At 70.1% G+C, this 26,798-nt stretch carries 31 protein-coding genes and 1 tRNA gene; 15 read left to right on the top strand and 17 right to left on the bottom strand.

Annotated features, from left to right (window positions below; translation table 11 throughout):
• On the top strand, positions 1 to 256 hold a 256-nt coding region (locus Pta02_RS07520; protein WP_444980745.1), incomplete at its 5' end, for an MmyB family transcriptional regulator.
• A 362-nt stretch (positions 257 to 618) separates the two neighbouring features.
• Here Pta02_RS07520 and Pta02_RS07515 read toward each other — a convergent pair.
• Positions 619 to 1,305, bottom strand: coding sequence for a response regulator (locus Pta02_RS07515; RefSeq protein ID WP_203873954.1), 687 nt, complete (start codon positions 1,303 to 1,305; stop codon positions 619 to 621).
• Entirely contained in the window at positions 1,275 to 2,606 is a 1,332-nt protein-coding gene (locus Pta02_RS07510; protein WP_239129809.1) for a sensor histidine kinase, read from the bottom strand. The genes Pta02_RS07515 and Pta02_RS07510 overlap by 31 nt, the downstream gene beginning before the upstream one ends.
• Positions 2,607 to 2,886: 280 nt before the next feature.
• On the opposite strand from Pta02_RS07510, the gene Pta02_RS07505 reads away from it, so the two are divergent.
• The 4 genes from Pta02_RS07505 (at position 2,887) to Pta02_RS07490 (ending at position 6,509) form a co-directional block, all read left to right on the top strand.
• Positions 2,887 to 3,159: an SGNH/GDSL hydrolase family protein gene (locus tag Pta02_RS07505; protein ID WP_203873953.1), complete on the top strand. Its 273-nt coding sequence runs from the start codon at positions 2,887 to 2,889 to the stop codon at positions 3,157 to 3,159.
• Positions 3,156 to 3,920, top strand: a complete 765-nt coding sequence (locus Pta02_RS07500; protein WP_203873952.1) for an ABC transporter ATP-binding protein — start codon at positions 3,156 to 3,158, stop codon at positions 3,918 to 3,920. The genes Pta02_RS07505 and Pta02_RS07500 overlap by 4 nt, the downstream gene beginning before the upstream one ends.
• A gap of 3 nt (positions 3,921 to 3,923) precedes the next feature.
• Positions 3,924 to 5,855: an FtsX-like permease family protein gene (locus tag Pta02_RS07495; protein ID WP_203873951.1), complete on the top strand. Its 1,932-nt coding sequence runs from the start codon at positions 3,924 to 3,926 to the stop codon at positions 5,853 to 5,855.
• A gap of 111 nt (positions 5,856 to 5,966) precedes the next feature.
• On the top strand, positions 5,967 to 6,509 hold the full coding sequence (locus tag Pta02_RS07490; protein WP_203873950.1) for a DUF932 domain-containing protein: 543 nt from the start codon (positions 5,967 to 5,969) through the stop codon (positions 6,507 to 6,509).
• A 141-nt stretch (positions 6,510 to 6,650) separates the two neighbouring features.
• Here Pta02_RS07490 and Pta02_RS07485 read toward each other — a convergent pair whose 3' ends face one another.
• Together Pta02_RS07485 and Pta02_RS07480 are read right to left on the bottom strand one after the other, a co-directional pair.
• Positions 6,651 to 7,556 (bottom strand): S41 family peptidase, encoded by a 906-nt coding sequence (locus tag Pta02_RS07485; protein WP_203873949.1) that lies wholly within the window; start codon positions 7,554 to 7,556, stop codon positions 6,651 to 6,653.
• Positions 7,557 to 7,769: 213 nt separating this feature from the next.
• Positions 7,770 to 8,225 (bottom strand): hypothetical protein, encoded by a 456-nt coding sequence (locus Pta02_RS07480; RefSeq protein WP_203873948.1) that lies wholly within the window; start codon positions 8,223 to 8,225, stop codon positions 7,770 to 7,772.
• A gap of 42 nt (positions 8,226 to 8,267) precedes the next feature.
• Between Pta02_RS07480 and Pta02_RS07475 the strand changes: the two genes are divergently transcribed.
• Together Pta02_RS07475 and Pta02_RS07470 are read left to right on the top strand one after the other, a co-directional pair.
• A complete protein-coding gene (locus tag Pta02_RS07475; protein WP_203873947.1) occupies positions 8,268 to 8,645 on the top strand; it encodes a hypothetical protein in 378 nt (125 codons plus the stop codon).
• Between the two features lie 388 nt (positions 8,646 to 9,033).
• A complete protein-coding gene (locus Pta02_RS07470) occupies positions 9,034 to 9,378 on the top strand; it encodes a site-specific integrase (RefSeq protein WP_203873946.1) in 345 nt (114 codons plus the stop codon).
• 363 nt (positions 9,379 to 9,741) lie between these two features.
• Here the strand turns inward: Pta02_RS07470 and Pta02_RS07465 are convergent, their stop codons facing one another.
• From Pta02_RS07465 to Pta02_RS42455, 6 genes are all read right to left on the bottom strand, one after another.
• Complete coding sequence (locus tag Pta02_RS07465) at positions 9,742 to 9,975, bottom strand: hypothetical protein (RefSeq protein WP_203873945.1); 234 nt, start codon at positions 9,973 to 9,975, stop codon at positions 9,742 to 9,744.
• A gap of 127 nt (positions 9,976 to 10,102) precedes the next feature.
• Entirely contained in the window at positions 10,103 to 10,798 is a 696-nt protein-coding gene (locus Pta02_RS07460) for a hypothetical protein (protein WP_203873944.1), read from the bottom strand.
• Positions 10,795 to 11,691: an ABC transporter ATP-binding protein gene (locus tag Pta02_RS07455; RefSeq protein ID WP_203873943.1), complete on the bottom strand. Its 897-nt coding sequence runs from the start codon at positions 11,689 to 11,691 to the stop codon at positions 10,795 to 10,797. Before Pta02_RS07455 ends, Pta02_RS07460 begins: the two co-directional genes overlap by 4 nt.
• A gap of 5 nt (positions 11,692 to 11,696) precedes the next feature.
• Positions 11,697 to 12,071 (bottom strand): GntR family transcriptional regulator, encoded by a 375-nt coding sequence (locus Pta02_RS07450; RefSeq protein WP_203873942.1) that lies wholly within the window; start codon positions 12,069 to 12,071, stop codon positions 11,697 to 11,699.
• A 281-nt stretch (positions 12,072 to 12,352) separates the two neighbouring features.
• Positions 12,353 to 12,922: a recombinase family protein gene (locus Pta02_RS07445; protein WP_239129811.1), complete on the bottom strand. Its 570-nt coding sequence runs from the start codon at positions 12,920 to 12,922 to the stop codon at positions 12,353 to 12,355.
• A 96-nt stretch (positions 12,923 to 13,018) separates the two neighbouring features.
• Entirely contained in the window at positions 13,019 to 13,123 is a 105-nt protein-coding gene (locus Pta02_RS42455; RefSeq protein ID WP_444980746.1) for a zinc finger domain-containing protein, read from the bottom strand.
• Between the two features lie 480 nt (positions 13,124 to 13,603).
• On the opposite strand from Pta02_RS42455, the gene Pta02_RS07440 reads away from it, so the two are divergent.
• The 4 genes from Pta02_RS07440 (at position 13,604) to Pta02_RS07425 (ending at position 16,221) form a co-directional block, all read left to right on the top strand.
• Positions 13,604 to 14,002, top strand: a complete 399-nt coding sequence (locus tag Pta02_RS07440) for an MmcQ/YjbR family DNA-binding protein (RefSeq protein WP_203873941.1) — start codon at positions 13,604 to 13,606, stop codon at positions 14,000 to 14,002.
• Between the two features lie 291 nt (positions 14,003 to 14,293).
• Positions 14,294 to 15,631 carry a cell division protein FtsK gene (locus Pta02_RS07435; RefSeq protein ID WP_203873940.1) on the top strand — a complete coding sequence of 446 codons (1,338 nt, stop codon included), beginning with the start codon at positions 14,294 to 14,296 and terminating at the stop codon, positions 15,629 to 15,631.
• A 160-nt stretch (positions 15,632 to 15,791) separates the two neighbouring features.
• Positions 15,792 to 15,968 carry a helix-turn-helix domain-containing protein gene (locus Pta02_RS07430; protein WP_203873939.1) on the top strand — a complete coding sequence of 59 codons (177 nt, stop codon included), beginning with the start codon at positions 15,792 to 15,794 and terminating at the stop codon, positions 15,966 to 15,968.
• Between the two features lie 100 nt (positions 15,969 to 16,068).
• Positions 16,069 to 16,221: a CopG family ribbon-helix-helix protein gene (locus Pta02_RS07425; protein WP_203873938.1), complete on the top strand. Its 153-nt coding sequence runs from the start codon at positions 16,069 to 16,071 to the stop codon at positions 16,219 to 16,221.
• Here Pta02_RS07425 and Pta02_RS42485 read toward each other — a convergent pair.
• Positions 16,199 to 16,639, bottom strand: a complete 441-nt coding sequence (locus Pta02_RS42485; RefSeq protein ID WP_507763415.1) for a hypothetical protein — start codon at positions 16,637 to 16,639, stop codon at positions 16,199 to 16,201. The two genes, Pta02_RS07425 and Pta02_RS42485, sit on opposite strands and share 23 nt — an antisense overlap.
• A 134-nt stretch (positions 16,640 to 16,773) precedes the next feature.
• Here Pta02_RS42485 and Pta02_RS07415 point away from each other — a divergent pair, with 134 nt between their 5' ends.
• Positions 16,774 to 17,415, top strand: coding sequence for a site-specific integrase (locus Pta02_RS07415; RefSeq protein ID WP_239129805.1), 642 nt, complete (start codon positions 16,774 to 16,776; stop codon positions 17,413 to 17,415).
• 95 nt (positions 17,416 to 17,510) lie between these two features.
• On the opposite strand, the gene Pta02_RS07410 is transcribed toward Pta02_RS07415, so the two are convergent.
• A tRNA-Val gene (locus tag Pta02_RS07410) sits at positions 17,511 to 17,582 on the bottom strand.
• Positions 17,583 to 18,072: 490 nt separating this feature from the next.
• Here Pta02_RS07410 and Pta02_RS07405 point away from each other — a divergent pair.
• On the top strand, positions 18,073 to 18,489 hold the full coding sequence (locus Pta02_RS07405; protein WP_203873936.1) for an SsgA family sporulation/cell division regulator: 417 nt from the start codon (positions 18,073 to 18,075) through the stop codon (positions 18,487 to 18,489).
• A gap of 9 nt (positions 18,490 to 18,498) precedes the next feature.
• Here the strand turns inward: Pta02_RS07405 and Pta02_RS07400 are convergent, their stop codons facing one another.
• Complete coding sequence (locus Pta02_RS07400) at positions 18,499 to 19,149, bottom strand: DUF305 domain-containing protein (RefSeq protein ID WP_203873935.1); 651 nt, start codon at positions 19,147 to 19,149, stop codon at positions 18,499 to 18,501.
• Positions 19,150 to 19,192: 43 nt separating this feature from the next.
• On the opposite strand from Pta02_RS07400, the gene Pta02_RS07395 reads away from it, so the two are divergent.
• Complete coding sequence (locus Pta02_RS07395; RefSeq protein WP_239129803.1) at positions 19,193 to 20,578, top strand: LVIVD repeat-containing protein; 1,386 nt, start codon at positions 19,193 to 19,195, stop codon at positions 20,576 to 20,578.
• A gap of 48 nt (positions 20,579 to 20,626) precedes the next feature.
• Here Pta02_RS07395 and Pta02_RS07390 read toward each other — a convergent pair whose 3' ends face one another.
• The 3 genes from Pta02_RS07390 to Pta02_RS07380 form a co-directional block, all read right to left on the bottom strand.
• A complete protein-coding gene (locus tag Pta02_RS07390; protein ID WP_203873933.1) occupies positions 20,627 to 21,457 on the bottom strand; it encodes an aminotransferase class IV in 831 nt (276 codons plus the stop codon).
• A gap of 63 nt (positions 21,458 to 21,520) precedes the next feature.
• Positions 21,521 to 22,516 carry a chorismate-binding protein gene (locus Pta02_RS07385; RefSeq protein ID WP_203873932.1) on the bottom strand — a complete coding sequence of 332 codons (996 nt, stop codon included), beginning with the start codon at positions 22,514 to 22,516 and terminating at the stop codon, positions 21,521 to 21,523.
• A gap of 4 nt (positions 22,517 to 22,520) precedes the next feature.
• Positions 22,521 to 23,534 (bottom strand): LysR family transcriptional regulator, encoded by a 1,014-nt coding sequence (locus tag Pta02_RS07380; protein WP_203873931.1) that lies wholly within the window; start codon positions 23,532 to 23,534, stop codon positions 22,521 to 22,523.
• Positions 23,535 to 23,618: 84 nt separating this feature from the next.
• Here Pta02_RS07380 and Pta02_RS07375 point away from each other — a divergent pair, with 84 nt between their 5' ends.
• Positions 23,619 to 25,037, top strand: a complete 1,419-nt coding sequence (locus tag Pta02_RS07375; protein ID WP_203873930.1) for an NAD(P)-binding domain-containing protein — start codon at positions 23,619 to 23,621, stop codon at positions 25,035 to 25,037.
• Positions 25,038 to 25,140: 103 nt separating this feature from the next.
• On the opposite strand, the gene hutH is transcribed toward Pta02_RS07375, so the two are convergent.
• On the bottom strand, positions 25,141 to 26,688 hold the full coding sequence (hutH, locus tag Pta02_RS07370) for a histidine ammonia-lyase (RefSeq protein WP_203873929.1): 1,548 nt from the start codon (positions 26,686 to 26,688) through the stop codon (positions 25,141 to 25,143).
• Positions 26,689 to 26,798: the final 110 nt, after the last annotated feature.

Genomic DNA, 26,798 nt, shown 5'->3' with positions numbered 1-26,798 from the left:
AAAGAGCGAGGATTTCCGCCGCCTGTGGGCGGAACATCCGGTCCAGGACAAGACCTCGGGCATCAAGAGGTTCCACCACCCGCTGGTCGGCGACCTGGAACTGACCTACGAAACCCTGCGCGCCGCCGACGACCCCGACCAGGCACTGATCACATACGCGGCCCGGCCGGGCACCTCCTCCCACGACTCCCTCCACATGCTGCTCGCATGGACCGCCCCCACAGCCACCGGCTCCCATCAACCGACCGACTCCTGAACAAGATCACAAGACGGCGTCCGTGGAGACCGGGAGAGACCGTGGAAACGTCAGGCCGGGGACCTGCGGGCCGCTGTGGCGAGGGCGGCGTAGGCGGTGGAACGGTCGCTCTTGAGAGTGCGGGCGGCCTCGGTGACAGAGGCGCCTTTGACGCGTCGAAACGTGCGCGTACGCCCAGACGGTCACGAAGCCGTCTCCGGCGGCGTACAGGAATGCGTACGTTGCTGGACACCCTGATGACCAGGCTCGATACCGTCCGGAAACCTCCATCCGAAAAGTCGGCGCGCGACGAGGTCCCAGATCAGGCGCTCAGCCTCGCCTGACCAGTCCCATAGTTTCTCCCGGTCTCCGTTACCGCGGGATCAACGGGGTTGCGGGTTTGCGGGTCGGCCGCGGAGGTAGGCCAGGACGGCGAGGACTCTGCGGTGGGTGTCCTCGGTCTGGGGAAGGTCGAGCTTGGCGAGGATACTGCGGACGTGTTTGCCCACGGTCGCGTCCGTGACGACCAGCCTCCGGGCGATGGCGGCGTTGGAGTGGCCTTCGGCGATGAGCATGAGCACTTCGTGCTCGCGCGGGGAAAGCTCGGCGAGCGGATCTCGTCGCCGGGTGATGAGCTGGCGGATGACCTGCGGGTCCACCACCGTGCCGCCGCCCACCACCTGGCGCAGCGCGGCGACGAAGTCGGCGACGTCGACCACCCGGTCCTTGAGCAGGTAGCCGACCCGGCGGCCGGCGCCGGAGTCCAGCAGGTCGGCGGCGTAGCTCAGCTCGACGTACTGGCTGAGCGCCACCACCGCCAGGTCCGGATCGGCGTGACGCAGCTCCACAGCCGCTCGCAGGCCCTCGTCGGAGAAGTCCGGCGGCATCCGGATATCGGTGATCACCAGGTCGGGACGGTGCTCGGCGACGGCCGCGCGCAGGGCCGCGGCGTCGCCCACGGCGGCCACGACGTCGAAGGCGAACCGGGCCAGCAGGCCCGCCAGGCCCTCCCGCAGGAGGACGCCGTCCTCGGCGAGGACTACCCGGACGGCGGTCGGTTCAGATCGCACGGAAGCTCCACACGTACGCGAGTCGGGCCACCGGCCGGGCTCGACACCAGCAGTCTGCCGTCGATCACCGCCACCCGGTCGGCCAGCCCGGTCAGTCCGGTGCCGCGGCCGGGATCGGCGCCGCCGGCACCGCCATCGATGATCTCCAGGGTGAGGACGCCGTCGTCCCAGCGCGCAGCCACTCCCGCCCGATCGGCGCCGCTGTGCTTTGCGGCGTTGGTGAGCGCCTCGGCGGCGGCGAAGTAGGCCGTGCTCTCGACGTGGCGGGGCGGCCGTGCGGGCAGGTCGGCCGCGACGGTGACCGCCAGAGGGGACCGATCGGCCAGTTCGCCCAGCGCCGCCGCCAGTCCCCGATCGGTGAGCACTCGGGGATGGATGCCGTGCACCAGTTCCCGCAGCTCGGTCATGAGCTGCTTGGCCTCCTGGTGGGCGTCGGCCACGCTGGCGGCGGCCGCGGATCCGGACGGCAGGTCCACGCGGGCCAGCCCGAGCTTCATGGTGAGCGAGAGCAGCCGTTGCTGGGCGCCGTCGTGCAGGTCGCGTTCGATGCGGCGGCGTTCGGCCTCGAACGCGTCGACCAGCCGCGCCCGCGAGCGCGCGACCTCGACGAGTTCGGCCTGGAGCCGTTCGCCGGATCCGCGCTGGAGCAGCGCCCGGGCGAGCGCGGCCTGCGCACCGGAGGTCAGCGCCAGCAGGTACGGAACGGCGGGCAGCAGCACGAGCGCGGCGAGCGCGTACGGCAGCGCGGCCGCCGGGGTCGCGACCTCCACCGGGCCCAGCGCCATCGGGCCGTCGCCGCCCAGCAGGATCAGCGGGGCGGCAATGGCGCAGAGCTGCAAGACCAGCGCGGACACCAGCGCCGCGTAAAGGACGGGGGTGGTGGCGGCCAGCAGCAGGAAGTAGCCGAGTTCGCGCCAGGTGGCCGATTCGGCATAGCGGGTGCGAAGCCACGGCACGACGCCCCGGCCCGGTGGCCGCCGATGGCCCGAACCCGTCGAGCGGAGATCCACCAGACGCAGCCGGCGCCGCTCCAGCCTGGCCAGCGGGATGGTCGCCATCGGTCCGAGCCCGGCGACCAGCAGGGCGCCGAGGACGGCGAGGAACGCCCACTCGCCGAGGGTGGCGTCCGGCGCGACGGCCAGAAACGGCGGCAGGCCGAGCAACACCGGCGGCAGGCCCACCGTGAGCACGACCGGCACGGTCGACAGCAGGTAGCCGGCCGCGCGCCAGGGCCAGGCGGTCAGCAAAAACCCGCGGCGTCCCATCGCGGCCAGCGGGGTGGGCGGCGGATCGTTCGGCACAGACGTACGCTAGTCGACCCCGCGACCCGCTCCGGCACCGAGGTAGTGCTGGGCATACCTCCAAGTTGGTAGATCACCGTGATGCGGGCGCCGGTGCCGCGGTGGTGTGATCCGAGGCATGAGACGAAGGCTTCCCGTACGCGTCACCGCTCTCCCGGCAGTCCTTGCCGATGCGGCGTCGGCCGGCGGATCGGTGGACGCGGCGCCCGGTCCCCCGCGGACTGCGGCGCGGGCAACGTCCCACCCGTCCGCAAGCTGGTCGCAGAACCGGGACACCGTGATGCGGCGGCCGATCGCCGGCGGTCCGGACGAAGGGCCCGACTGGTCGGCGGACGGCTTCGGCGACCACTCGCCGCGCCAGATCGTCCGGCTCAGCGCGGGCGGCGGGGCCTGCGAGGCGGTTCTGGATGCCGACCGCATCCTGGCCGACAGCGCCGGCCCCGCCGGCCCGGACCGCCCCCGGCCGTTCCATGTGCATGAGGACGGGCTGCGCCCCGACGACGCGCGGGTGCGGGCACTGGCGCGCGGTATCGGCCTGGAGGTCGTGCGATGAGGGCTCCCGCCACCGCGGGGCCGCATGCCGGCGTCCCGGTCGCCCCCGTGCAGCTGTCCCAGGTGAGCAGGCGTTACGGGGCCGGTGAGACGCAGGTGCAAGCGCTGGCCGAGGTCAGTGTGACTTTCCCGGCCGGTTCCTGGACCGCCGTGATGGGCCCCTCAGGGTCGGGAAAGTCCACCCTGCTGCACTGCGCCGCGGGCCTGGATCGGGTGAGCGCCGGTCGCGTCCTGCTGGCCGGGCAGGACATCACCCACGCCACCGACGCGGAACTGACCAGGCTGCGGCGCCGCACCGTGGGCTTCGTCTTCCAGAACTTCAACCTGATCGGCTCGCTGAGCGCCGAGCAGAACGTCGCGCTCCCGTTGCGGCTGGCCGGGGCCCGGCCATCGCGCCGTGATGTGCAAACCGCGCTGGCCGATGTGGGACTGGCCGACCGAGGGCGGCATCGACCGCGGGAGCTGTCGGGCGGGCAGCAGCAGCGGGTGGCGATCGCCCGCGCGATGGTGACGCGGCCCTCGGTGCTGTTCGCCGACGAACCCACCGGAGCTCTGGACACCGGGTCGGCCCGCACGGTCCTGCGGCTGCTGCGCCGCATGGTCGACGCCGCCGGGCAGACCGTCGTCATGGTCACCCACGACCCGGTCGCGGCGGCAAGCGCCGACGCGGTGGTGTTCTTGTCCGACGGCCGGATCGCCGACCATCTGCTGCGTCCCTCCGCCGCCCAGGTGGCCGAACGGCTCACCCGGCTGGAGGGCTGACCCATGCTGCGCATCTCCGCCAGCACCGTTCGCGACCGCTGGCCCCTGTTCGCCGGAGCGCTGCTGACGGTCACCCTCGGCGTGGCCCTGGTCCAGTCGTCGGTGCTCGTGCTGGTCTCCACGGGCGAGCCCACGATCCCGCCGGGCGCTTCGGGTCGGGTCGCCGAGCAGATCAGGGAGGGATACGTCGGGGCCGCGACGCTGCTGGGCATGGCCACACCGCTGGCGATGTTCCTGGCGGTGTTCATCGTGGGCTCGACGTTCGCCTTCTCCGTCGAGCAGCGGCGCGAGGAGCTGGCCCTGCTGCGGATGCTCGGCGGGAGCCGCCCGCAGCTGATCAGGCTGCTGCTGGGCGAGGCGTTCCTGCTGGGGCTGGCCGGCAGCGCCTTGGGGATCCTGCTGGGCATGCCGGCCACCTGGATCCAGGCCCGGCTGCTGATCGGGATCGGACTGCTTCCCGGCGACTTCTCCGCCCGCTGGTCCAACGGGATGCTGCTGCTGTCGCCGGCCGTGGGAATCGGCGTCGCGGTCTTGGGGGTGCTGTCGGCCTCCTACCGGGCGGCGCGGGTGCGTCCGTTGGACGCCCTGCGCAGCGCCCCTCGTGCCACCCGCGTGATGACCCTCGGCCGCTGGCTGTGGGGGGTGTCCTCACTGGTGCTGACCGTCATGCTCGTTGTGGCGGGGCATGGGGCGGATCTGCTGGGCGCCCTGCTGGTCGCGATGGCGATCCCGGTCTTCGGATCGATCGCCCTGAGCGCGTTGAGCCCGCTGGCCGTTCCACTGGTCGGCCGGCTGCTGGGGACGGTGCTGCGGACCAGTGCGCTCGGCGAACTGGCACAGGCCAACCTGCGTGACGCGGTACGGCGCAGCGCCTCGACAGCCGCGCCCGTCATCGTGCTGGTCGGCCTGCTGGTCGGCTTGACCGGCGCGCTGAACTCGCTGGCCCGCGCCGCCAGCGCCGACCTCGAACGCAGCACCGCTGCCGATCTGGTGGTCACATCGACCGGCGCAGCCGCAGCCCGCATCCCCCAGATCCCGGGCGTCGCCCTGGCCTCTCCGCAAAGCCAGGTGGAGATGTCGGTGACGGCCCAGCATCGTGTGGACCACCGCTCCTACCGGCAGACCCACCATTGGGGGATCACTGCGGTCGACGCCGCCGCCTACCGGCGCACCCACCGCCTCACCCTGCGCTCCGGCTCCCTGGACGCCCTGCACGGCCGCACCGTCGCGATCGGCCCCCGGCTGGCCGCCGAAGGCGTCCGCGACGGCACGGTCACGGCGCGGATCGGCCCCCACAAGCTCAAGCTGCGCATCGTCGCGCGTCTGCCGGAAGTCCTGGAGAACGGCAGCGACAACTTCCTGGTACCGCGTGACCTCATGCCCACCGCGATGCTCGCCGACGCGCCGACCGAGACCCTGGTTCAGCTCACCCCCGGCACATCACCGCAAGCGGTCGCCGACCGGATCCGCGCCGCCGGGATCGGCGAGGTGCGCACCCTTGGCCAATGGGCCGACGCCCGGGTGGAGACCCAGCAGCGCGGCACCATGGGGATCATGGCCGTCCTGATGGGCATGTCCGGCCTGTACGCCGCGATCGCGGTGATCAACGCCGTCGTGATCGCCGCCGCAGAACGCCGCACCGAGTTCGCCGTCGCCCGCGCCACCGGGTTGAGCCGCAGCCAGGTCGTCCGGATGGCCGTCGTCGAGTCCGCCGCGGTCACCCTGATCGGCCTGCTGCTGGGAACCCTGGTCGCCGCGGCTGCGCTGGCGAGCTTCTACCCGGGTCCCGGAGGCGTGCACGTCCTCTCCGTACCCTGGACCCTCCTCGGCTTGTTGATCATGGCCTCACTGGCCGTCACCGCCGTCGCCAGCGCCCTGACCGCTCTAACAGCGACCAGACCGTCCCCCACGGCCCTGGTCGCCGCCCGCGAGTGACCATCCGGTGGAGACCCGGCAAGGAGCCCGACCGCGATATGACGATCCGTCGGCCATTCGGCGAACCCGTACATCTTGATGCACTGGTCCGCAGGATTTTGATCTTCGCTCGTGCGGATCATGGACGGGAACCACAAGATCATCCGTACCTCCGTGCGGGCAAGATCACGCAATGGCGGTCGGTGGCGGCACACCGCCGAGGCGCTGGACCGCCTGGGCGAGGCCCGCCGTACCCTCGGCCTGACCACGGCCTACTACCGGCAGCGGGCGGCCGAAGAGACCGCCCTGAGCCGTACCGCCTATGCCGCCGAGCGGGCCGTGACCGGTTATCTCGACCACATCGCCGCCATCCGTCCCTCCGGCGTGCCGGCCGCAAACGCGCTCGCGGCTCGCGGCGCCCGGCTGCTCGACGGCACCGACGATGTGATCAAGTCCACCGCGCACAAGCGGCTGATGCTGCCGGCCCGCCGCCGACCCGCTACCGGAGCGGCCCGAGCAGAGAATCGGGCCGCCCCGCCGTACCGGACAGGGAGCAAGGACCAGAGCACGGCATTTGAGATCGAGCCGGTTGCGCCTGAGTTGAGGAACGAATTCCGGCTCCACCTGACGAAGTCCGCTGGACCCACCGGGATGAAGCGGATTCACCTCCGGTGAGAACCGGCCCCGCCCCGGGATGCCTGGTTTGAAGCATGAGCCTGGTACCGGCCTGAGCGCGGTCTGGTACCAGGCCCGGAACTCCAATCGCCTTGATCACGAGCGACGTTCGATACCACGCGGCCGATGAACCCGACTGCCTCAGCCTGTCAGTCGGGCCAGGGCCAGGGCGTGTGCCCGGTCGAGGGATTGCGCGGCGGCGCACGGGACGTCCGGCTGCACACCGGTGCCCTCCCAGTTCGTGCCGGAGACGGGGTTGATGGCGCGGCCGGTGGGGACGGTGGCTTCCAGGTGGGGGTGCACGGTCCAGCCCTTGCACGGGTGCGCGCCGCCGCGGGTGGGCTCGCCGACGACGACGGCGCGGCCGAGCTGCTGCAGGTCGTAGGCCAGTTCCTCGGCGGCGGAGAAGGTGCTGGCACTGGACAGCACGTACAACGGTTTGCTGCCGCCGAACCGCGCGCCGGGAACGTGCGGCAGGCTCCAGGACTGCTCGCGGCGCTCGCCGCTGCGCCAGTACATGGTGTTGAGGTGGGTGCGCTCGTCCAGGAGGTAGCTGCAGACGAAGGCGACGGTGTCCGGGTCGCCGCCCCGGTTGTCGCGAAGGTCCACGATCAGCGCCCGGGCGCGGGAGGCCAAGGTGAGCGCGGCGCTCAGCGGTTCGGCGGCCCATTCCAGCGGAAACAGCATCGGCGCCAGCTCCACCACGGCGACTCCTCCCTCGAGCAACTCCACCCGGGGCGCACCGCCCAGCGAGGTGTCGAAGTCCCGGCGGATGGACTCCAAGGTTGCCGCACCCTGCTCGGGGGACACCGGGTCGGCGTGGTGCTTGAGTCTCAGGTGTTTGTCGTCGTTGACGGACTGCAGGTCCGCAGTGACCAGACGGGCGAGTTCCTCGGCACCGTCGACGTCGTAAGCACCCTCGGCGAGGCGTCGTTTCAGCAGGTCGGCGAGCTGCCCGGCGATCTCAGGGAAAACGTAGTGCTCGGTCAGCAATCGGGCTGTCTCGTCGATGACAGGGGCAGGCTGAAGATTCGTCGGAGTCGTCATGGCAGGGAGTAGAGCACTGCCCTTACGGGAACGTCAAAGCCGCTTGGACACCTTGGGTATGCGTGATCGGCCTTCTCGCCGGCCACCTCCTGAGGATGTCGTGGAGATCGGCGCGCCTGAGCAGTTCGCGACACTCGCCCACCCGTCGCGTCAGCGGTTGCTCTTCACCCCGGGCCACCGGCGGCACAGCCTGACCACTCCGAAAGCCCGCCCTCACCTCACCGGCATTGGGAGCGACGGACGCTGCTCGGCGGCGATGATGCCGATGCTGACCACCTGGGGCATATTGAAGTGTGAGGCGTCCACGAATAGGTAGTACAACTTGATCACTGATAGGTATCGACGGTCCAGATGTCCTACTCGATGGCAATGGCCTGGCAGGTCGCCGAGACCGTCGACTTGGACAGCACCGCCTGCTGCTTGATCACCTGTACCGTCGCCGCCACAGCACCCGCTTACCGAACCCGAACAGACCGCGCGGATGTCTTCCTCCTGCCGCGTGGCAGTCAATGTTCGATGAAGGTATCGATCAGTCATCAGCCGCAAAGCTGACATTTCTTTTCCACCGGTGAGCTGAGATCTGCTGTCGCGTACTTGGTCAGGCGGACAGGGAAAATGCGCCTCTCGATAGACGTCCGGCCGCCGGCGATCCGGAAGCATCGTCGTCATTGGCGGCACGGGCCGCCTTCCGCATCCGGAAGGAGCATACGAATGTCCAATCTCACAGAGGCCACAGCGACCGAGCAGCTTCCGCTGGGTGAGACAAGGATCACTGACGCACCTGGCGCGCGGGTTGCCCTCACCGTGGAGGAGTTCCACGAGGACGCCGACGCCATGGAGTTGGCGCTCCAGACCCCCGACCACATCACGTGGTGGAAGTCTGTCAGTTACTTCCCACAGCTACAGGGTGGCCGCGGCTACGGCCCCGAGCTGCGCATCGAGACCAAGGACAAGGTGCACGAGGCACGGATGATCCTCTTCCTGCCCGACCTGACCCGCAACGGCGTCATCGAGCTGTGGAAGGGCGGCTTTATGAACTTCGGCGCCTTCATCGCCGTGCTTCAAAGTCTGGTGTGTCGTGTGGGCTAAGTAAGTGAAGTCTTCGGTATTCGGGTTGATCGACGAAGAACAACCACAAGTACCGGAGACCTCGTGGCCACCCTAGCGGTGTCGCGGCGGTTCGATCTGACTGACGAGCAGTGGGCGCGGCTGGAGCCGCTCCAGACGCTGACGGGCGCGGGTACGGGCCTCAGCCCGAGCGGCCGCCTCCAGCCCCAGCAGCGGCAAGGCGGCGGGCACCAGGACGCCGCGCCGGACCTTCTGGTGGGCAGACCAAGTACGCCGGAAAGGGCTAATAGGGCTGGCCAGAGGCCGCAACAGCTGCTGAGGCGTCACCATCTGCGTTGATTTGGTTGCAGTTCGATGGACGGTGCGGTGCGTTGTGATCACCCGTCGCTAGGGTGTGCGGGTCCTGGGAGTGATCAGCAGGAAGGGCTCGCGGGTGACGTCGATCGAGCGGACCGCCTACCCGCAGTTCAAGCGCCTGACCTCGGCGCGGGTGCTGCACGTGTTCTTCACTCCGACGGCCGAGGAGACCGACTGGGCTCAGGAACTGGCCAGGAGGATGCCCGACCCCGACCGCAAGCTCGGCACCCTGCGTCCGCACGACGCCCGGCACACTTTCGCCTACGGCCTATCGCAGGCCTCCGGCCACAACCGCGCCGAACTCGAGCGCCGCCTCGGCCACACCAACGACCGCTACCTGCGCCTGTACACCAACCCACCCGACGACATCGCCGCCGACTACGTCGAAGACCTATGACCGCGAGACCTGGTCACACCTCAACACGACGGGCAGCATAGCCATCCGCCCAGTCGACGATCCGGTCGGCGAGTGCTATGACGGCAGCCGCGACGCCGGGAGCGCCTGGACCACCAGCTGCGTCGATGACGCTGAGTGTGGAACACCGCTTGGCCTGGCGTCGGTTCGACCAAGCTGTACCGATACCACATCGCCATGGTGGTGGCGCGCTCCGCGCCGGCTGCTGATCCAACTCAACCGCCACCGGATCTCGGCCCGCCGGGGCGCGATCATCTGACGCGGCCCATCGCCAGCGCCGTTGCGTTGCTTCCTGGACGTCCCGGTGGCGCCTACGACCCCGTAGCCGATACCCGGGCGCGACGCTCAGGAGTCGCGGCGGGCATTCCTTCGCGGCGCGATGAAGACGGCCCAGGCGGCCACACCCAGGCCCGTACCGATGGACGAACCTAGCCCGACACCGGAAGTGAGATTGTCGGAAAAGCCCCCGACGACGACGCCGACGAGGGTGCCGAAGGCAGCGCCAAATGCGATCCAGATCCCGAGATTTGCCCAGATCCCGAGACCTGCGGCGGGCGGGGGCGTGTTGTTGTTCGTCATTGCATCTCTCCCGAGGACGCGGGCGGACAGGGCTGACAATCTGGCGGCCCATCACGGCGGATGTTGGCGTTCGCGTTGTCCGGTGTCCGGTGTCCGGTGTCCGGAGCGGGCAGAGTGCCCGCCGCGCCTACGCCGTGGCACGGCGGATGAGCCTGTACCCGCCGACCGCGAACGCGGCGGCCACCAGGACCGGCCAGCCGGCGAGCAGCGCCGTGGGGGACTGGTCGAGCAACCAACGGCCGATCGCGTGCCATTGCCGGCTCCACGTGATCAGCGTGGCGGCCAGCCCGAGCGCTGTGAACGTCAGAGTGAGGCTGGCGAGGACGCCGGTGGTGCCCCAGCGCAGGTACAACGTGCCGAGCAGGATCCCGAGGTGGGTCACGACCAGCATGGGTACCGCGTACCCGAGCAGGAGCAGCACCGGGTTGGCGTCATCCATGAACGGCAGGCCGAAGAAGCGCATCCCCCACCCCCAGTAGCCGGTGGCCTGTTCCACGGCGCGCAGCAGGCAGAGCACCAGCGCGTAGAGCACCGACTGGACGAACGCGAGCAGCGACCAGGCCAGGTAGAACTCCCGGCGGGTCACGCTCATGCCCAGCGCGTACGGGAAGATCTGGGTGACCGAGACGGTGGCCATCCCGATCGCGACGCCGCACAGGCTGACCAGGCCGCCGGTGTTCGTCACACCGTCGCCCGGGTCGTAGTTCGCCATGACGCTCAACAGGTTGATGCCGAACGCGACGGCCACCATGCCCCACGTCCAGCCCAGGATCTGCGGCCAGGCCGGCATCTGGAGAGCGGCCACCTGACGGATGCGGTTCATCGGGCGGCCTCCCGGTCCGTCGGCGCCGTTGTCGTCGGCGGTACGGTCAGGCGGACCACGAGTTGCTGCAACGACAGCGGCTCCAGCTCGACGTTCAGCTCCTGCGCGAGCGCCTTCGCGTGCGGTCCGAGCCCACCGAGGATGGTCGACCGGACCAGGCCGCTCAACCGCTCGCGGTGCAACTCGGTGCGTCCGGCGGCGAACCCGTCCACGGCTTCCGCCCGTCCGGTGGCCACCACCGCCCGCCCGCGCAGGTCGTCGGCGTCCTCATCGAGCAGCAGCCGGCCACGGTCGATGAGCAGCACCCGCTCGACCAGATCGCTCACCTCGTCGATGAGGTGGGTGGACAGCACCACGGTGCGGGGATGCCCGGCGTAGTCGGCGAGCAGGCGGTCGTAGAAAAGCTGCCGGGCGACCGGGTCGAGCCCGAGGTACGGCTCGTCGAAGAACGTCAGGGGCGCCCGCGCGGCCAGCCCGACGGTCACGCCGAGGGCCGACAGCATGCCCCGCGAGAGCCTGCTGACCAGCCGCCCGGCCGGTAGCTGGAAGTCCGCGGCGAGGCCGTGCGCGAACGTGTCGTCCCAGTTCGCAAACAGTCGGCGTGCGGTGCGAAAGACGTGGCGCACGGTGTAGACGTGGGGGTAGCGCTGACTCTCCCGGACGAAACAGACCTTCGACAGGACGGCCGGGTTCTCCACCGGTGGCGCGTCGAAGACCGACACCTTCCCCGACGACGCGAACGCCTGCCCGGTGAGGATCTGCATCAGGGTGGTCTTGCCCGCCCCGTTGCGCCCGAGCAGGCCGTAGATCGTGTGCTCGGCCAGCGCGAAGCTCACATCGTCGAGCGCCGTGACGTCACCAAAGCGCTTGGTCACCCCGTGTGCGGTTGCCACCGCCGTCATCCCAGGTCCCTCCCGACAACCGCACCGAATGAATCGATCATCTTCATCAGCTCGTCATGGCCGATGCCGAGCTTGCGCGCCTCGGCGAGCAGGGGTTCCACGTACTGTTCGGTGAACCGTTCCCGTCGCCGCTCGCGCAGCCTGGCCCGGGCGCCACCGGCGACGAACATGCCGATGCCGCGTCGCTTGTAGAGCGTTCCCTCCGACACGAGCTGGTTGACGCCCTTGGCCGCGGTGGCCGGGTTGATCCGGTGAAAGGCGGCAAGCTCGCTGGTGGACGGGACCTGGGCCTCCTCCACCAGCGACCCGTCGATGATCGAGTTCTCGATCAGCTCGGCGATCTGAAGGAAGATCGGTCGGTCGTCGTCCATCGCTGGCTTAGCCGCCCCACTGGTTAGCTACATGTGTAGCTAACCATGCGACCTTGCGCCGCGACTGTCAAGCCATCCGGGCGTCCCGCGACCTCAGCCGGAGGCGCCTGGACCCGTTTCCCGCTCAGAAAAGGCAGCCGGGGATGCGTGGGCAGCGTCGTCTCGATGCAAGTGGCCATCTCGAAGTCCATGCCGCGCAACACACGCAGTTCCTTGTACGACTTCTCCAGGCCTGCACGTGGATCGCCGGCCCTTGGACCCGATTGCTTGTGGGAGGCTGCTCATGACCGCCAAAATGGAGGGCTGACTCGGCCCTTCTTCTTGCCCTTGGTGATGACGAGTTTGGCCGCGATCTCGCGCAGGCTGAGGTTCTTCTCGCGCAGGTGGAGGGCCAGGGAGAGCATGGCGTCGTCGGTGACGGTGGCGCCGCCGATGGTCTGGCCGCGGGTACGGGCTGACTCGTGGCCTTCCAGGGTGCGGTCGCGGATGTACTCGCGTTCCATGCCGGAAAGCGCGGCGAGCACGGTGAACATGATCCCGGACGGGTCGTGGTTGCCCTGAAGCTCGTCGGTGAGGAATTCCAGGGCGACGCCATAGGACTTGAGCTGCTCGGCGAGCTCAGCCAGGGCCAGGCCGCGTCCGAGGCGCTTGTGCTCGTGGACCACTAGCGTGACACCGAGGCTGGCGGCCCGCAGCTCCCGCGCGAACTCCACCGCACGGTCGAGCTCGGGACGACTGACGGCGCGGGTTGAGATCTTCTCGGAGAAGATCTTCGTCACGCCCGCGGCGGTGAGAGAGTCGAGCTGGGTGTCGAGCGACTGTCGGGCTGTGGACGCGCGAGCGTACCCGATCCGGACGTGCCCGCTCAGCTCGGCCCCGGAGTGGCTAGGACGGGGCGGATTCTAGTGATCATCGCAACACGCGGTCATCCGACTGTTGCGACGAGCTTAGCGAAGAGCTCGGCGGGCGTTCGCCACCCTGCCCTTGCTGGTCCGGCAAGGTGACCCGGCGGGCGCGGCACAGCTGGACATGGGGCAGCCGTGGGTTTCCACGCTGAGGTACCCGTCATTCACCCGGCGAGTGTTTCATGGGGTCGTTTCATGTGGCTACAGTTTTGAAACGACCTATGAAACGGCGAATGCCCTGTTCGCGATCTCCGGTGAGAACTGTTTCATGTGTGCGTCTATGAAACGCCCGCCGGGATCGACCGGAAGTGATCTCGCGGGCCCAGCCTTCAGCCGACCGGTTCTGTGGGACGAGATCTTCCGGGGCCCGCGATCCAGTTTTAGTAGTACTGATGCATCAGGTTGGTTGCCCAGGGGGCTTGCCGTACCTCGTCCTGCGGCGCGAACTCGCGGAGGTACGGGTTTGATGTCCAGCACCGGCGTGCCATCCAGGGCGTCAAGATCGGCCACGTGAAGCGCGCGTCCAGGGCCCGATAGTCCTATGACGTCGGTGCGGCCCCGCCAACCCCGGAGACTCTGATGTGCTGATGTCCTACCCGGCGGGCAGGATGGGCGCGGGAGGTACAGATGAGCGACATCGCGGACGTTCCACCCGCCGTTGTGGGCCGGCTTCGGGTGATCTGCGGGGAGCTGCCCGAGGCGTACGAGGAGCCGGCGTGGATCGGCTTGCGGTGGCGGATTCGCCGGCGGACGTTCCTGCACGTCTACACCACCGACGAGAGGGGGTCGGCGTACATCGATATGGACGATCCGGCCATCCTGATGACCTTCCGGGCGCCGCCCGGGGAGTTGGCCGCGCTGGCGCATGCCGGCCCTCCGTTCTTCCGGGCCGACTGGGCTGTGAATGTCGTGGGAATGGTGCTGGACGACGAGACGGACTGGGTCGAGGTTGCCGAGCTGGTGACGGACAGCTATCGCGTGCAGGCGCCCCGCCGCCTCGCGTTCCGGCTGAAGGCAGGTGGATGAACCGCCGGCTACCTCCCCACGTTGCACCATATCCAGGTTCGGTGCTGAGAAACGTTCCTATTCACGGTGGGATAGGTCGGGTTGCCGCACTGGCCAGAGATATTTCAGGAGACGATTCCGATGACGACATCACCCAGTGCCGCATGCTCCGGCCGTCTGGCCGGATTTGCGGGTGCAGTTCATTCCGGGCGTGATCGCCTTCGCAGGTCCACCGCGGCGTGACATCGAGGAAGACCTCGCGTCGTTCGTTGGGGAAGCCCGCATTGCTGGTCTTTCCGTAGCCGGGTACGGGTGGAGCGCACCCTGAGCGCCTGGCCCGATATCGCCCAAGCCGTCGGGCTGGCCGGCTCCCGCATCCAATCGGCCATTGTCGACCTGTGGGGCTGGCGCGCCCGCATCGCCCTGGCCCGCGGCCAAACCGTGGAAGAGGCCGTCGCCAAGCTGCCCGCCCTGGAATCCGCGCTCGGTACTCGGCGTGGAGCCGCCCGCATCCAACCCCTCCCCGAGCGGGCCAACCGCCTGGAACTGCGCATCATCGAGACCGATCCGCACGCCGATGCCATCACCTGGCCCGGACCATCGGTCACCTCCATCACCCAACCCGTCAAACTCGGGCTGTTCGAAGAGGGCAGTCCGGTACGCGTCTCCCTGCTGCGCCGGCACGCCCTGATCGGCGGCGTGGCCGGCGCGGGCAAGAGCGGCGGCGTCAACGTCCTGCTGGGAGATCTGTCGGCCTGCCCGGACGTCATCGTCTGGGGCATCGATCTCAAACGCGGCATGGAACTGCTGCCCTGGAGCTCCTGCCTGGATCGCCTGGCCACCACCCCGCAAGAGGCCGAAGCACTCATGGCCGATGCGGTAGTGATCCTCGACGGGCGCGCCGATGCCCTGGCCCAGTATGGACAACGGGTCTGGCAACCCCGTCCGGACGCTCCCGCCCTGATCATCCTCATCGACGAGTACGCCGAACTGGTCGATGAGGCACCCGGCGCGATCCGCCACGCCGACTCCATCGCCCGACGCGGACGCGCGGTCGCGGTCACCCTCGTGGCCGCCACCCAACGCCCCTCACAGAAAGCCATGGGCCAAGGCGCGGTGCGCTCCCAGATGGATGTACGGCTGTCGTTTCGAGTCCGCGAGCGCCGCGACGTCGACTTGATCCTGGGACAAGGCATGCTCAAGAGCGGCTGGCACCCCCACAGCCTTGATGCTCCGGGCAAGTTCCTGATCAGCGCACCCGAGCACGACATCGCGCGCCGGGCCCGCACCTTCCTGCTCGACGACGACGGGGTCCAGCACACCGCCGCCCGGCACGCACCCACCCGCCCACCCCTCGATCCGATCTCCGCCGCCGCCCTCGAAGCCGCCGCCGACACCGCCGACGAACCCGCCGAACCGCCGCCGGCGTCCCCGGGCAAGCACGCCCGCGCCGACTCAGCCCCCAGCGCGGAAGACATCCTGTGGTCGGCACTGCAAGCAGCGCCCGACACCGGGCTGTCGATCGACGATCTCATGCGCACCACCGGCATGGGCCGCTCCTGGATCTACTACCGGCTCCAAGACCACGCCCGCGCCGACCGCGCCAGTCAGGTCAGCCGGGGACGCTGGCGCGCCACCCCAAGTTCCTGACCGTCAGTAATCGTCCACGTCCACCTCCACGCGCGCGCCTGCACGTAAGCGCGGCGCGCGCGTCCGTGGACGAACGCGTGGACGACCACACCCCGTCACCACAGGAGGTGATTCCCAACCAACTGGTGCCCGCCGTACGGACACCGGAAAGGAGGTGAGCTTGCAGGCATACACCGTCGAACAGGTCGCGGAGATGCTGCACGTGGGCCGCGACAAGATCTACTACCTGCTCCGCACCGGACAGCTCAAGAGCATCAAGATCGGCAAGCTGCGCCGGATCACCGATCGGCACCTTGCCGACTTCGTCTCCTCGCTGGAATCCGCAGGCGAGGTGTAGAGCGGCGTACTACAACGGTTTACAGGGCCGGTTGTGCGGCACCGCCGCGCAACCGGCGAGCGCCTCTTGATAACTCCATGGCACAGAAAGGAAGGCGTCTATGACGCGCGACCGAACGACCCTGCCACCCGTCCGGGTGGATGCGGAGCTGAAAGACCGTCTCCGCAGGTACGCCGAGTCGCAGGAGCGCGACGTGTCGTGGGTGATCAGGAAGGCGATCGAGGAGTATCTCAACCGCCACGAGAAGGGGTGATCCCTTGGCCAAGATCCTGATCGGCACGTACGAAGCGACCATCTATCCCGAGGCAGAGGGCTACACCGGAGCCATCTCCTTGGGATTCGACCCCGACGGCAAGCGCCAGCGCCTCAAGCGCAAGGGCCGGACAAAAACTGCGGTCAAGGACAAGCTGATCAAGGCCGTCAAAGACCTTGAGGCAGGCATCACCGCATCGGAGAACTACACCGTGCGCGATGCCGTCAACGACTGGCTCGACAAGGGCCTCAAGGACCGATCTGAGCGCACCGTCACCAAGCTGCGCATCCTCGCCGACAGGCACGTCATCCCGAAGCTGGGCAAGGCCAAACTCCACCGGCTCCGTGCCGATGACGTGGATGAGTGGCTTGACGAGCTGGCAAGCGAGCTGTCCACCCGGACGCTCCGAGATGTTCACAGCATCGTGAAACGGGCCATCCGGCAAGCCCAGGCCCGCGACCTGGTGCTCAGGAACGTCGCCGAGCTGGTCACCACGCCAAGGGCACCGACGGGCGGCCCAGCAAGGCGCTCACCCGGCAGCAGGCGCAGGCGGTGCTCACGGCCGCAGAATCCTCCGACCTCCACGCCTACGTGGTGCTCAGCCTCACCACCGGCATCCGGACCGAGGAGGCTCGCGCGCTGCGCTGGGATCACGTCGTCGCCTGGATGCCCAGCACCAAGTCCTGGCGACCGGTGACCGAGGCAGGGTTCAAGCACAAGAAGTTCGCCATCTACGTATGGCGGGCCGACCGAGTAGGAGGTGACACCAAGACCCGTAAGTCCCGGCGCACGCTGGAACTGCCCAAGATCGCCGCTGGGGCGCTGCGGCAGCACCACACCCGCCAGGCCGCCCAGAAGCTGAAGGCGGGCACCGCCTGGCACGATCACAACCTGGTGTTCTGCACCGGCGTCGGCACCCCGTTGGATGCCGCCAACGTGCGCCGGGCGTTCCGGAAGATCACCGAGGACGCGCAGATCGGACCGGGATGGGTGCCCCGCGAGCTGCGGCACTCCTTCGTCTCCATCATGAGCGACCAGGGCGTACCCCTGGAGACCATCGCCGATCTGGTGGGGCACGCAGGCACCAGCGTCACTGAGGCCGTCTATCGGCACCAGCTCCGACCGGTGATCACGAAGGGCGCCCACACCATGAACACCGTCTTCGGCGACAGCCGGCGGGCCGAGTCGGAGTGAGGTGGCTCCCCGATTGGCTCCCATCGCCCCACAGGAAACAGAAGAGCCCGCCGGTTGGTGTCAACCGACAGGCTCTGACCTGCGTCTCATCTGTGTGGGCGATACTGGGATCGAACCAGTGACCTCTTCGGTGTGAACGAAGCGCTCTCCCGCTGAGCTAATCGCCCGCCCTGTGTGGCTCCTTGGCGGTGCCGACGTGGAAAACCATACAGCAATCCGGGACCGCTCGCGAAGCGGCTCAGGTGAGGGGGCGGAGGGCGTGATCTTGGAGAGGCGGCGGAGGGGGCCGTGGGTGCGACGCGATAGCGGCAAAGGGTCGGTGATGAACCCGATGGGACGCTACGGTGTCATAGCATCAACCTGATCCGGAGAAGTACCGTAACGACCATGGCTAGACACCTATCGCCGGAGACACCCCAGTTGGGAAGTCGAGCGTGATGGAAACGATGCGCAAAACCCTCGTAAATACGACCCCGTTGATGGCGTTTAGCCAGGTAAGCGCAGAAATGTCGCGCTGTGATGTGCGTTACAGAACGGCCTGGAGGCGGAATCTCTCCTACAGGTCTCTTCGTTCCGCCTCGTAGGAGCGGACGAGATCCGATCAGAAGTAGTGGAAGCCCCGCAGAGGGGACCGACGACGAAAAGGTTTGGCTGACGATGAACAGCACCACCGTCTCTGCCGAGCTGGGCCTTCGGCTTGTGGTCCCCGACCGTACTACCGTCCCCCTGCTCGCCGGACTCAGCTACACGGCTGACGACCCGTACGCGATCAGGATGGCCTTTCACGTGGGCAACGACGAGCCGGTCGAGTGGATTTTCGCCCGTGAGCTGCTGACCGTCGGCATCGTGCGACGGGTCGGCGACGGAGACGTGCAGGTGTGGCCGGCGCGCGCCGACGGCGAGCGCACGCTGCACATCAGTCTCACCTCGCCGTTCGGGCAGGCGCTGTTCGAGGTGCCGCTGGCCCCGCTCACCGAGTTCCTGCACCGCACCTACGAGCTGGTGTCGGCCGGTCGCGAGACCGACTTCATGGACCTGGACGCCGAGCTCAGCAACATGCTCTGGAGCTCCTGACCTCCGGGTCTACCGCTCCTCCTGGATCTCCCGCATGCGGGAGATCTCGATGTTCTGGCCGGAGACGACGTCGGCCGCCGTGGCGCGCATGGCCCGGTCGGTCCCCTCGCGCAGCTCCTGGCCGGCCATCGTCACGGCCGCCTCGTGATGGGCGATCATCAGCTTCAGGAAGAGCTCGTCGAAGGCGGCGTCCCTGGCCGCCCTGAGCCGGTTCATCTCCTCCAGGGAGACCGTGTGGTCCGCGTGGCCCTCCGGGGCCCGGCCGATCGACTTCAGCCACGCGGTCATGGCGGCGATCTCGGGCCGCTGGGCCGCGATGATCCGCTCGGCGAGCGTCCGCACCGCGGTCGACGACGACCGTGCCGGGACCAGCTCCGCCATCTCCAGCGCCTGGCGGTGATGGGGGATCATGCCCTCCGCGAAGCGCACGTCGGCCGCCGTCACCCGGGCCTCCGAGTCGCCGAACCGTTCGCCCGGCTTCGCCGTACGCCCCGCCTCCCCCGGTCCGCCGGGGATGATGACCGGCGCGCCGGTGTCCGCCACCAGCGGCGCCCCCCTGTCCGGCTCCGTCTGCGCGCATCCCGACAGGACCGACGTCGGCAGGATCAACGCCGACAGGAACGCGACGAGAGCGCCGCGCGACCGATACACACCCCGCATACCATCAATAATGGTGCAAGCCAATCCAATCGATGGGAGTACTGTGCGACCAATCGCAGCGCTCGTGCTGGCGGCGATCCTCGTGGCGGCGGGCTGTGGCGCGGATCCGGAGTCGCCGGCTCCAGGGGCGCAGGCTCCCACGACGGCTCCCTCCGCCCAGGACTCCGGTTCCGCCTCCGCGCCGGGTTCGGATGAGGTCCTGCACAGTGCGAACGTCACCCACGTCGCCAACGTGCCGCCCGGGGCCCCGCTCGACGGCCCCCAGGCCTGGGGCACCGACCTGGCCTTCCAGGACGACCACGCGTTCGTGGGCAACTTCGACGGCTTCACCGTGTTCGACATCTCCGACCCCGCCAAGCCCGGCGTGGTCAGCCGGGTGTTCTGCCCCGGCGAGCAGAACGACGTCTCGGTGACGGGCAACCTGCTGTTCCTCTCGATCGACCGGCCGCGCGGCGGCCCCGGGTGCGACGACGGCGAGCAGACGGGCGAGGAGGGCTGGGAGGGCATCCGGATCTTCGACATCACCGACAAGGCCGAGCCGAAGTTCGTCTCGGCGGTCAGCACCCCCTGCGGCTCCCACACCCACACCCTCGTGCCGGGAACGGACCCGCAGACGGTCTATCTCTACGTCTCCTCCCCCGGTCCCGAGCCCGGGTCCTCGACCTGCCCCGGCCCGCACAACATCTTCTCGATCGTCGAGGTCCCCACGGGCGACCCGGCCGCGGCCAAGGTCGTCTCGAATCCGGTGATCTCCGACGAGAGCGTCCGCACGGAGATCGGCGGCTGCCACGACATCACCGCCTACCCCCAGAAGAACCTCGCCGCCGCGGCCTGCTTCGGCGACGGCATCCTGCTGGACATCACCGACCGGGTGAAGCCCAAGGTGCTGCAGCACGTGAGCGACCGGGAGAACTTCTCCATCTGGCACTCGGCCACCTTCAACAACGACGCCACCAAGGTCGTCTTCGGTGACGAGCTGGGCGGCGGCATGGGCGCCACCTGTGACCGCAACACCCCCAGGACCAAGGGCGCGAACGCCGTCTACGAGCTCACCGACGGGCGCACCCTGACGCTGCGGAGCTACTTCAAGATCCCCAGGGAGCAGCAGCCCGACGAGAACTGCGTGGCCCACAACGGCTCGCTGCTCCCGATTCCGGGCAAGGACATCATGGTCCAGGCGTGGTACCAGGGCGGGGTGTCGATCTGGGACTTCACCGACTCCGCCAACCCCCGCGAGATCGGCTTCTTCGAGCGCGGCCCGGTGCCCGGGCTCGCCGGATCGTGGTCGGCCTACTACTACAACGGCCACATCTACTCCAGCGACATCACCAAGGGCCTGGACGTGCTCCGGATCGACGACCCGCTGACCGACCCGGCCAAGCAGGTCAAGACCGAGGAGCTCAACGCCCAGACTCAGGTGACCTACTGACGCGCGGGGCCCCGGTTCGCGGACCGGGGCCGGTCGGCGGCCGGCCCGTCACGGGTCGAGGTCGGCCGCCGAGCGCTCGGCGAACACCTGCATCGCCTTGGCCGTGACCGGCCCGGGCGCGACCGGGAGCACGGTGCCGTCGACCGCGCGGATCGGCTGGATGTCGCGGGTGGTCGAGGTCAGGAACGCCTCCTCGGCCTCGTAGAGGGCCGACAGCGGCACGTCCTCCTCGACGCCGCCGCACCACTCCAGGGTCAGGGCCCGGGTGACGCCCGCCAGGCAGCCGGAGCCGAGCGTGGGGGTGACGAGCCGTCCGTCGCGCACGAGGAAGACGTTGCTGCCGGTGCCCTCGCAGAGGTTCCCCGCGAGGTTGCCGAAGATCGCTTCGCCGCCGCCCCTGGCCTTGGCGTAGAAGAGCGCCTTGGCGTTGTCGCCGTAGGAGGTGCTCTTGACCCCGGACAGAACGCCGCGCTCGTTGCGCGGCCACGGGACCACGGTGACGTCGGCGGTGGCGGGGAACAGCTTCTGCTCACCGACGATGATCACGGTGGTGGGGCCCTGGCCGCCCCGGTCGGAGCCGAGCGGCCCCGGCCCGCTGGTGTAGGTGATGCGGATCCGGCCCAGCGGCCAGGACGGCGCCTGGGCCAGGACGGCCCGCACCCCCTCGGCGATCGCGTCGGTGTCCGGCTCGGGCAGCTCCATCAGCCGGGCCGAGACCTTGAGCCGGTCCAGGTGGCGGCTGAGCGCGAACGAGGTGCCGTCGGTGAACTTGACCGTCTCGAAGACGCCGTCGCCGACCATGAGACCGTGGTCGAAGACCGAGACCACGGCCTGGTCCGGATCGATCAGGCGTCCGTTGACCCATACGGGTACGTCCATCGGGAATGTCTCCTTGTCGGAATAGCAGTCGGGATATCTGTCGGAATTGAGGAACGGCGGGGCTCAGGGGGTCGAGGCGAGGGCGATGAGCCGGGAGGCCTTCAGTTCGGTCTCGCGCCACTCGCGCCGCGGATCGCTGCCCCAGGTGATGCCCGCGCCCGTGCCGAAGTGGATCTCACCGGCCGACAGCCAGAAGGTGCGGATCCCCACGGCCAGCGACGCCCGCCGCCGGTCGGCGTCGACCCAGCCCACGGCACCACAGTAGGGCCCGCGGGGCTCGGGTTCGAGCTCGTTGATGATGCGCAGAGCCGAGGATTTCGGCGCACCGGTCACCGAACCCGGAGGGAACGTCGCGGAGAACAGTTCCGGCCATCCGTACTCCGGCGCGAGCCGGGCCCGCACCGTGGAGACCAGGTGCACCAGGCCGGGGTGCTCCTCCACCTCGCACAGCGCCGGGACGGTCACCGAGCCCACGGAGGCGACCCGGCCCAGATCGTTGCGGACCAGGTCGACGATCATCACGTTCTCGGCGTGGTCCTTCTCCAGGAGGTCTCCGGCGGTGACGCCGGTGCCCTTGATCGGCCGGGACTCGATCACCTCGCCGTCCCGGGACAGGTACAGCTCCGGCGAGGCCGACACCACGCTCAGGCCGGGCAGGCAGACCGTTGCGGCGTGCGGGGCCGGGTTGCCCTCGGCCAGCCGTACGGCCAGCGCCAGCGGGTCCGCCTCCTGCGGCAGCGACGCGGTGAGCACCCGGCACAGGTTGGCCTGGTAGACCTCGCCGCGCTCGATGTATCCGCGGATGCGCTCCACCCCGGCCTCGTAGGCGGCGCGGTCGAGAGAGCTGCGCCACCGCGACGGGTGGGGCCCGCGCCAGGGACCGCGCGGCGCCGGCAGAGGCGCGGGCCGGACGTCGGCGAACCTGGCGCACGTGACCTTGCCCTCGTAGTCGACCACGACGGCCCACCACCCCTGACCGTCCAGCGCGGACAGGTCGGTGGTGACGTCGAGGAGCCGGGTGGCCAGCAGGCCTCCGGCGTGGGCGAAGGAGTCGTGCACCCTCTCATTGTCGCGCCTGTCCGCTCCTCCCCCTCTCCGCCGCCCGGCGCGCCCCGCCGCTCCTCCCCCTCTCCGCCCGGCGTGCCCCGCCCCTCCGCCTGTCCTCCGCGACCGCCCGCACCTGTTCGTCCGCCGACTCGGCCAGGAAGCGCACCAGCGCGCGGGCGGCGGGCAGGCAGGCGGGCGGGAGCGCGGCGGAGACGGTACGGCGCGGCGCGAACTCGCCCAGGGAGCGCAGCGCCAGGCCGGCCGGGACCGCCCAGGCGGCCAGGGAGGGGACCAGGGTGACTCCCAGTCCCGCCGCCACGAAACCGAACTTGCCGGTCCACTCGGCGATTCTGACGGTGGTACGGGGTGTGAACCCCGCGCGGGCGCAGGCGTCGGCGAGCGCGGTCCTCCGGCCGGGCGGGGGCGCCTCGATCCAGGTCTCCTCCCGCAGCTCCCGCAGGTCGACCGGGTCGGCCGGATCGGCCGCGGCCAGCCGATGGTCCCCGGGCAGCGCCACGAGCAGCTCGTCCTCGGCCAGCTGGACGATCTCGACCTCGTCGTCGTACGGCAGGCCGGAGGGATAGTCGCTGACCACCGCGACGTCCAGGCCGCCCTCGCGCATCCGGCGCATCAGGCCCGGGCTGGGCGCCTCCACCGGCACCGGCTCGACCTGCGGGAACTCCCGCCGGAAGGCCCGCAGGGCGACAGGCACCAAGGCGACGTTGGCGGTGGCGAACGCCCCGACGCGTACCCGGCCGCGGTAGCCGCCGTGGATCCCGGCGAGGTCCTCCGCCGCCCGGTCGAGACGGTTGAGGACGACCGCGGCGTGCCGGTGGAGCAGCTCCCCGGCGGGGGTCAGGCGCACGCCGCGGGGCAGCCGCTCGAACAGCGGCCCGCCCGCCTGCCGTTCCAGCGAGGCGATCCGCCGCGAGACCGCCGACTGCGTGTAGTCGAGCCGGGCCGCCGCCGCGGTGAACGAACCGGTGCGCGCGACCGCGTCCAGCAGGCGCAGCGCTTCGATGTCAAACACGGCCGGACCCATTCCTATTATGCATGGGTTACATACTATTTAGTCGCTGGTGGAATGGCTCGGACATCCCTAACGTCGGGGCACGTGATTGCTTTTCTCGGTCTGGGGCGCATGGGCGCCCCGATGGCCCGGCGACTCGTGGAGGCCGGGCACAAGGTGACGGTGTGGAACCGCACCCCGCGCGCCGTGGAGGGCGCGGCGGTCGCCGACTCGCCCGCCGAGGCCGTGGCCGGCGCGGAGCTGGTCGTCACGATGCTCAGCGATCCGCAGGCGGTGCACGACGTCCTGTCCGCGGCGGCGCCCGGACTGGCGGAGGGGGTCGTGGTGGTCGAGATGTCCACGATCGGCCCCGGGGCGGTGGCCGGGCTGCGCGCCCTGCTCCCCTCCTCGGCGGGGCTGGTGGACGCCCCGGTGCTGGGCAGCGTGGAGCCCGCCCGCTCCGGCACGCTGACGGTCCTGGCCGGGGGGACGGCGCGGGATCTGGCGCGCTGCCGGGAGGTGCTCGGGGTGTTCGGCGTGGTACGGGAAGTGGGCGGGCCGGGAGCGGGGGCGGCCCTGAAGCTGGCCGTGATGAGCACGCTGGTGCCCGCGCAGGTGCTGCTCGCCGAGACGGCGGCCTACGCCCGGGCGGCCGGGGTGGACACCGGGACACTGCTGGAGGTGCTGGGGCGCACCCCGCTCGGGGCGCTGGCCGAACGGATCCGCCCCGCGGTGGAGGGCGGCCCCTCCGAGCCGCGTTACGCCCTCGGCCTGGCGGCCAAGGACCTGCGGCTGGCCGCGCACCCGGTCCAGACGCTCGCGGCCGCGGCCGAGGGCCGGCTGACGGCGGCGGTCGCGGCGGGGCTGGGCGGGGAGGACCTGACGGCCGTGTTCGGGCACGTCGAGCGCGTCGGGCACATCGAGCGCGTCGGGCACGCGGCGCGGGAGCCGGGCGGCCCGGACGCGGCCCCGGATCGGGACGGTCCCGGCGCGGCAGACACCGGGATCCAGGACGGTCCCGATACGGCAGGCGACCTGAGTCAGGACGGTCCCGGTACGGCAGGCACCGGGGTCCAGAACAGGCCCGGCGCGGCCGGTGCTCCGGTGCGGGACCTGTCCGGCGGGGCGGCCGGCCGTACCGGGGTGGAGAAGGTCAACCCGGCCTCGGTCCCGGCGACCAACGGCCTCTACTCCCACGCCACCCGGGCGGGAGACCTGTTGTTCGTCTCCGGGCAGGTCGCGCTGGACTCCGGCGGGAACGTGGCCGGCGAGGGCGACATGACGGCGCAGTCCGAGCACGTGATGGAGTCCCTGGCGCGCATCCTCGCGGACCAGGGCTGCACGTTCGACGACGTGACCCACATCCGGACGTTCCTCACCGACATGTCGCGCCTGCCGGAGTACGGGGCCGTCCGGCGGCGCTTCATCACCGGCGAGCCCCCGGCCAGCACGACCGTGGAGGTGTCACGGCTGTTCCGGCCGGGGCTGATGATCGAGGTGGAGGTGACGGCGGCCGTCCCATGAGCCAGGTGATCGCCGTGCCCCGGCGGACCGGGGTGAACCGGTGGGCGCCGGGGCCGGGTGAGCCAGGACGGACCGGTGAGCGCCGGGGCCGGGTGGGCCGGGGTCAGGCGAGCGGGCCGGTGACCGCCTCCGCCGCGGCGACCACGGAGGCGTCGGCCACCATGCGCACCACCGACTCGATCTCCGGGGCGAGGAAGCGGTCCGGGCCCGGGCCCGGCACGGACTGGCGCAGGGCGGTCACCACGGCCCCGGTCGCGGGCGCGGGCGTGTGCGGCGCCCGCAGGTCGATGGCGCGGGCCGCGGTGAGGATCTCCACGGCGAGCACCCGGGTCAGGCCCTCGATCGCCCGGCGCAGCTTGCGCGCGGCCGACCAGCCCATGGAGACGTGGTCCTCCTGCATGGCGGAGCTCGGGATGGAGTCCACGCTCGCGGGCGCGGCCAGGCGCTTGAGCTCGGAGACGATCGCGGCCTGGGTGTACTGCGCGATCATGTGCCCGGAGTCCACGCCCGGGTCGTCGGCCAGGAACGCGGGCAGCCCGTGGTTGCGGGCCACGTCGAGCATGCGGTCGGTACGGCGCTCGGAGATGCTCGCCACGTCCGCCACGGCGATGGCCAGGAAGTCGAGCACGTAGCCGACGGGGGCGCCGTGGAAGTTGCCGTTGGACTCCACCCGGCCGTCGGCCAGCACCACCGGGTTGTCGATCGCGGAGGCGAGCTCGCGCATCGCGACGGACGCGGCGTGCGCGAGGGTGTCACGGGCGGCGCCGGCGACCTGGGGGGCGCAGCGCAGCGAGTAGGCGTCCTGGACCCGGGTGCAGGTGCCGTCCCGGTGGCTGGCCATGATGCCCGAGTCCCGCAGCAGCGTGCGGAGGTTGGCGGCGCTGGCGGCCTGGCCGGGGTGCGGGCGCAGGGCCTGAAGGTCGGCGGCGAAGACGCGGTCGGTGCCGAGCAGGGCCTCCACGCTCATGGCCGCGGCGATGTCGGCGGTCTTGAACAGGCGGGCCAGGTCGTCCATGGCGAGGACCAGCATGCCGAGCATGCCGTCGGTGCCGTTGATGAGTGCGAGGCCCTCCTTGGCGGCCAGCTCGACGGGCTCGACGCCCGCCTGCTTGAGCGCCTCGGCGGCGGCGACCGGGTTCCCGCCGGAGTCGCGGACGGCCCCCTCCCCCATGATCGCGAGGGCCACGTGGGAGAGCGGGGCCAGGTCGCCGGAGCAGCCCAGGCTGCCGTACTCGTGCACGACCGGCGTGATCCCGGCGTTGAGCATGGCCTCCAGCACCTTGGCGACGCGGGGGCGTACGCCGGTGTGGCCGGTGGCGAGGGTGTGCAGGCGCAGGAGCATCAGCGCGCGGGTGACCTCGGTCTCCACCTCGGGTCCCGCGCCGGCGGCGTGCGAGCGGACCAGGGAGCGCTGGAGCTGGGCGCGCAGCTCGGGGGCGATGTGCCGGGTGGCCAGCGCCCCGAAGCCGGTCGAGACCCCGTAGGCCGGGGTGGGGCTCTCAGCGAGTTCGTCCACGCGGGTGCGGGCCGCGGCCATCGCGGCCACGGCGTCGTCGGTGAGGCGCACGGCGGCGCCGTGCCGGGCCACGGCGACGACCTCGCCGAAGGTCAGCGGCTCGGGCCCGATGTTCACGACCACGTTGTCGCGCATGGTGTCACTCTCTCGCTGTAGATGATTCACTGCAGATGTAACCGGTGTATGCCATGTTAGACCCTTACATCTCCCCGGCCTCACGGCCCGTACCGGAATTCCGGTTTGGG

The organism is Paraplanobispora takensis (assembly GCF_016863195.1).
In the GTDB taxonomy this organism is placed as follows: Bacteria; Actinomycetota; Actinomycetes; order Streptosporangiales; family Streptosporangiaceae; genus Planobispora; species Planobispora takensis.
This window is presented reverse-complemented; position numbering and strand designations above follow the sequence as displayed.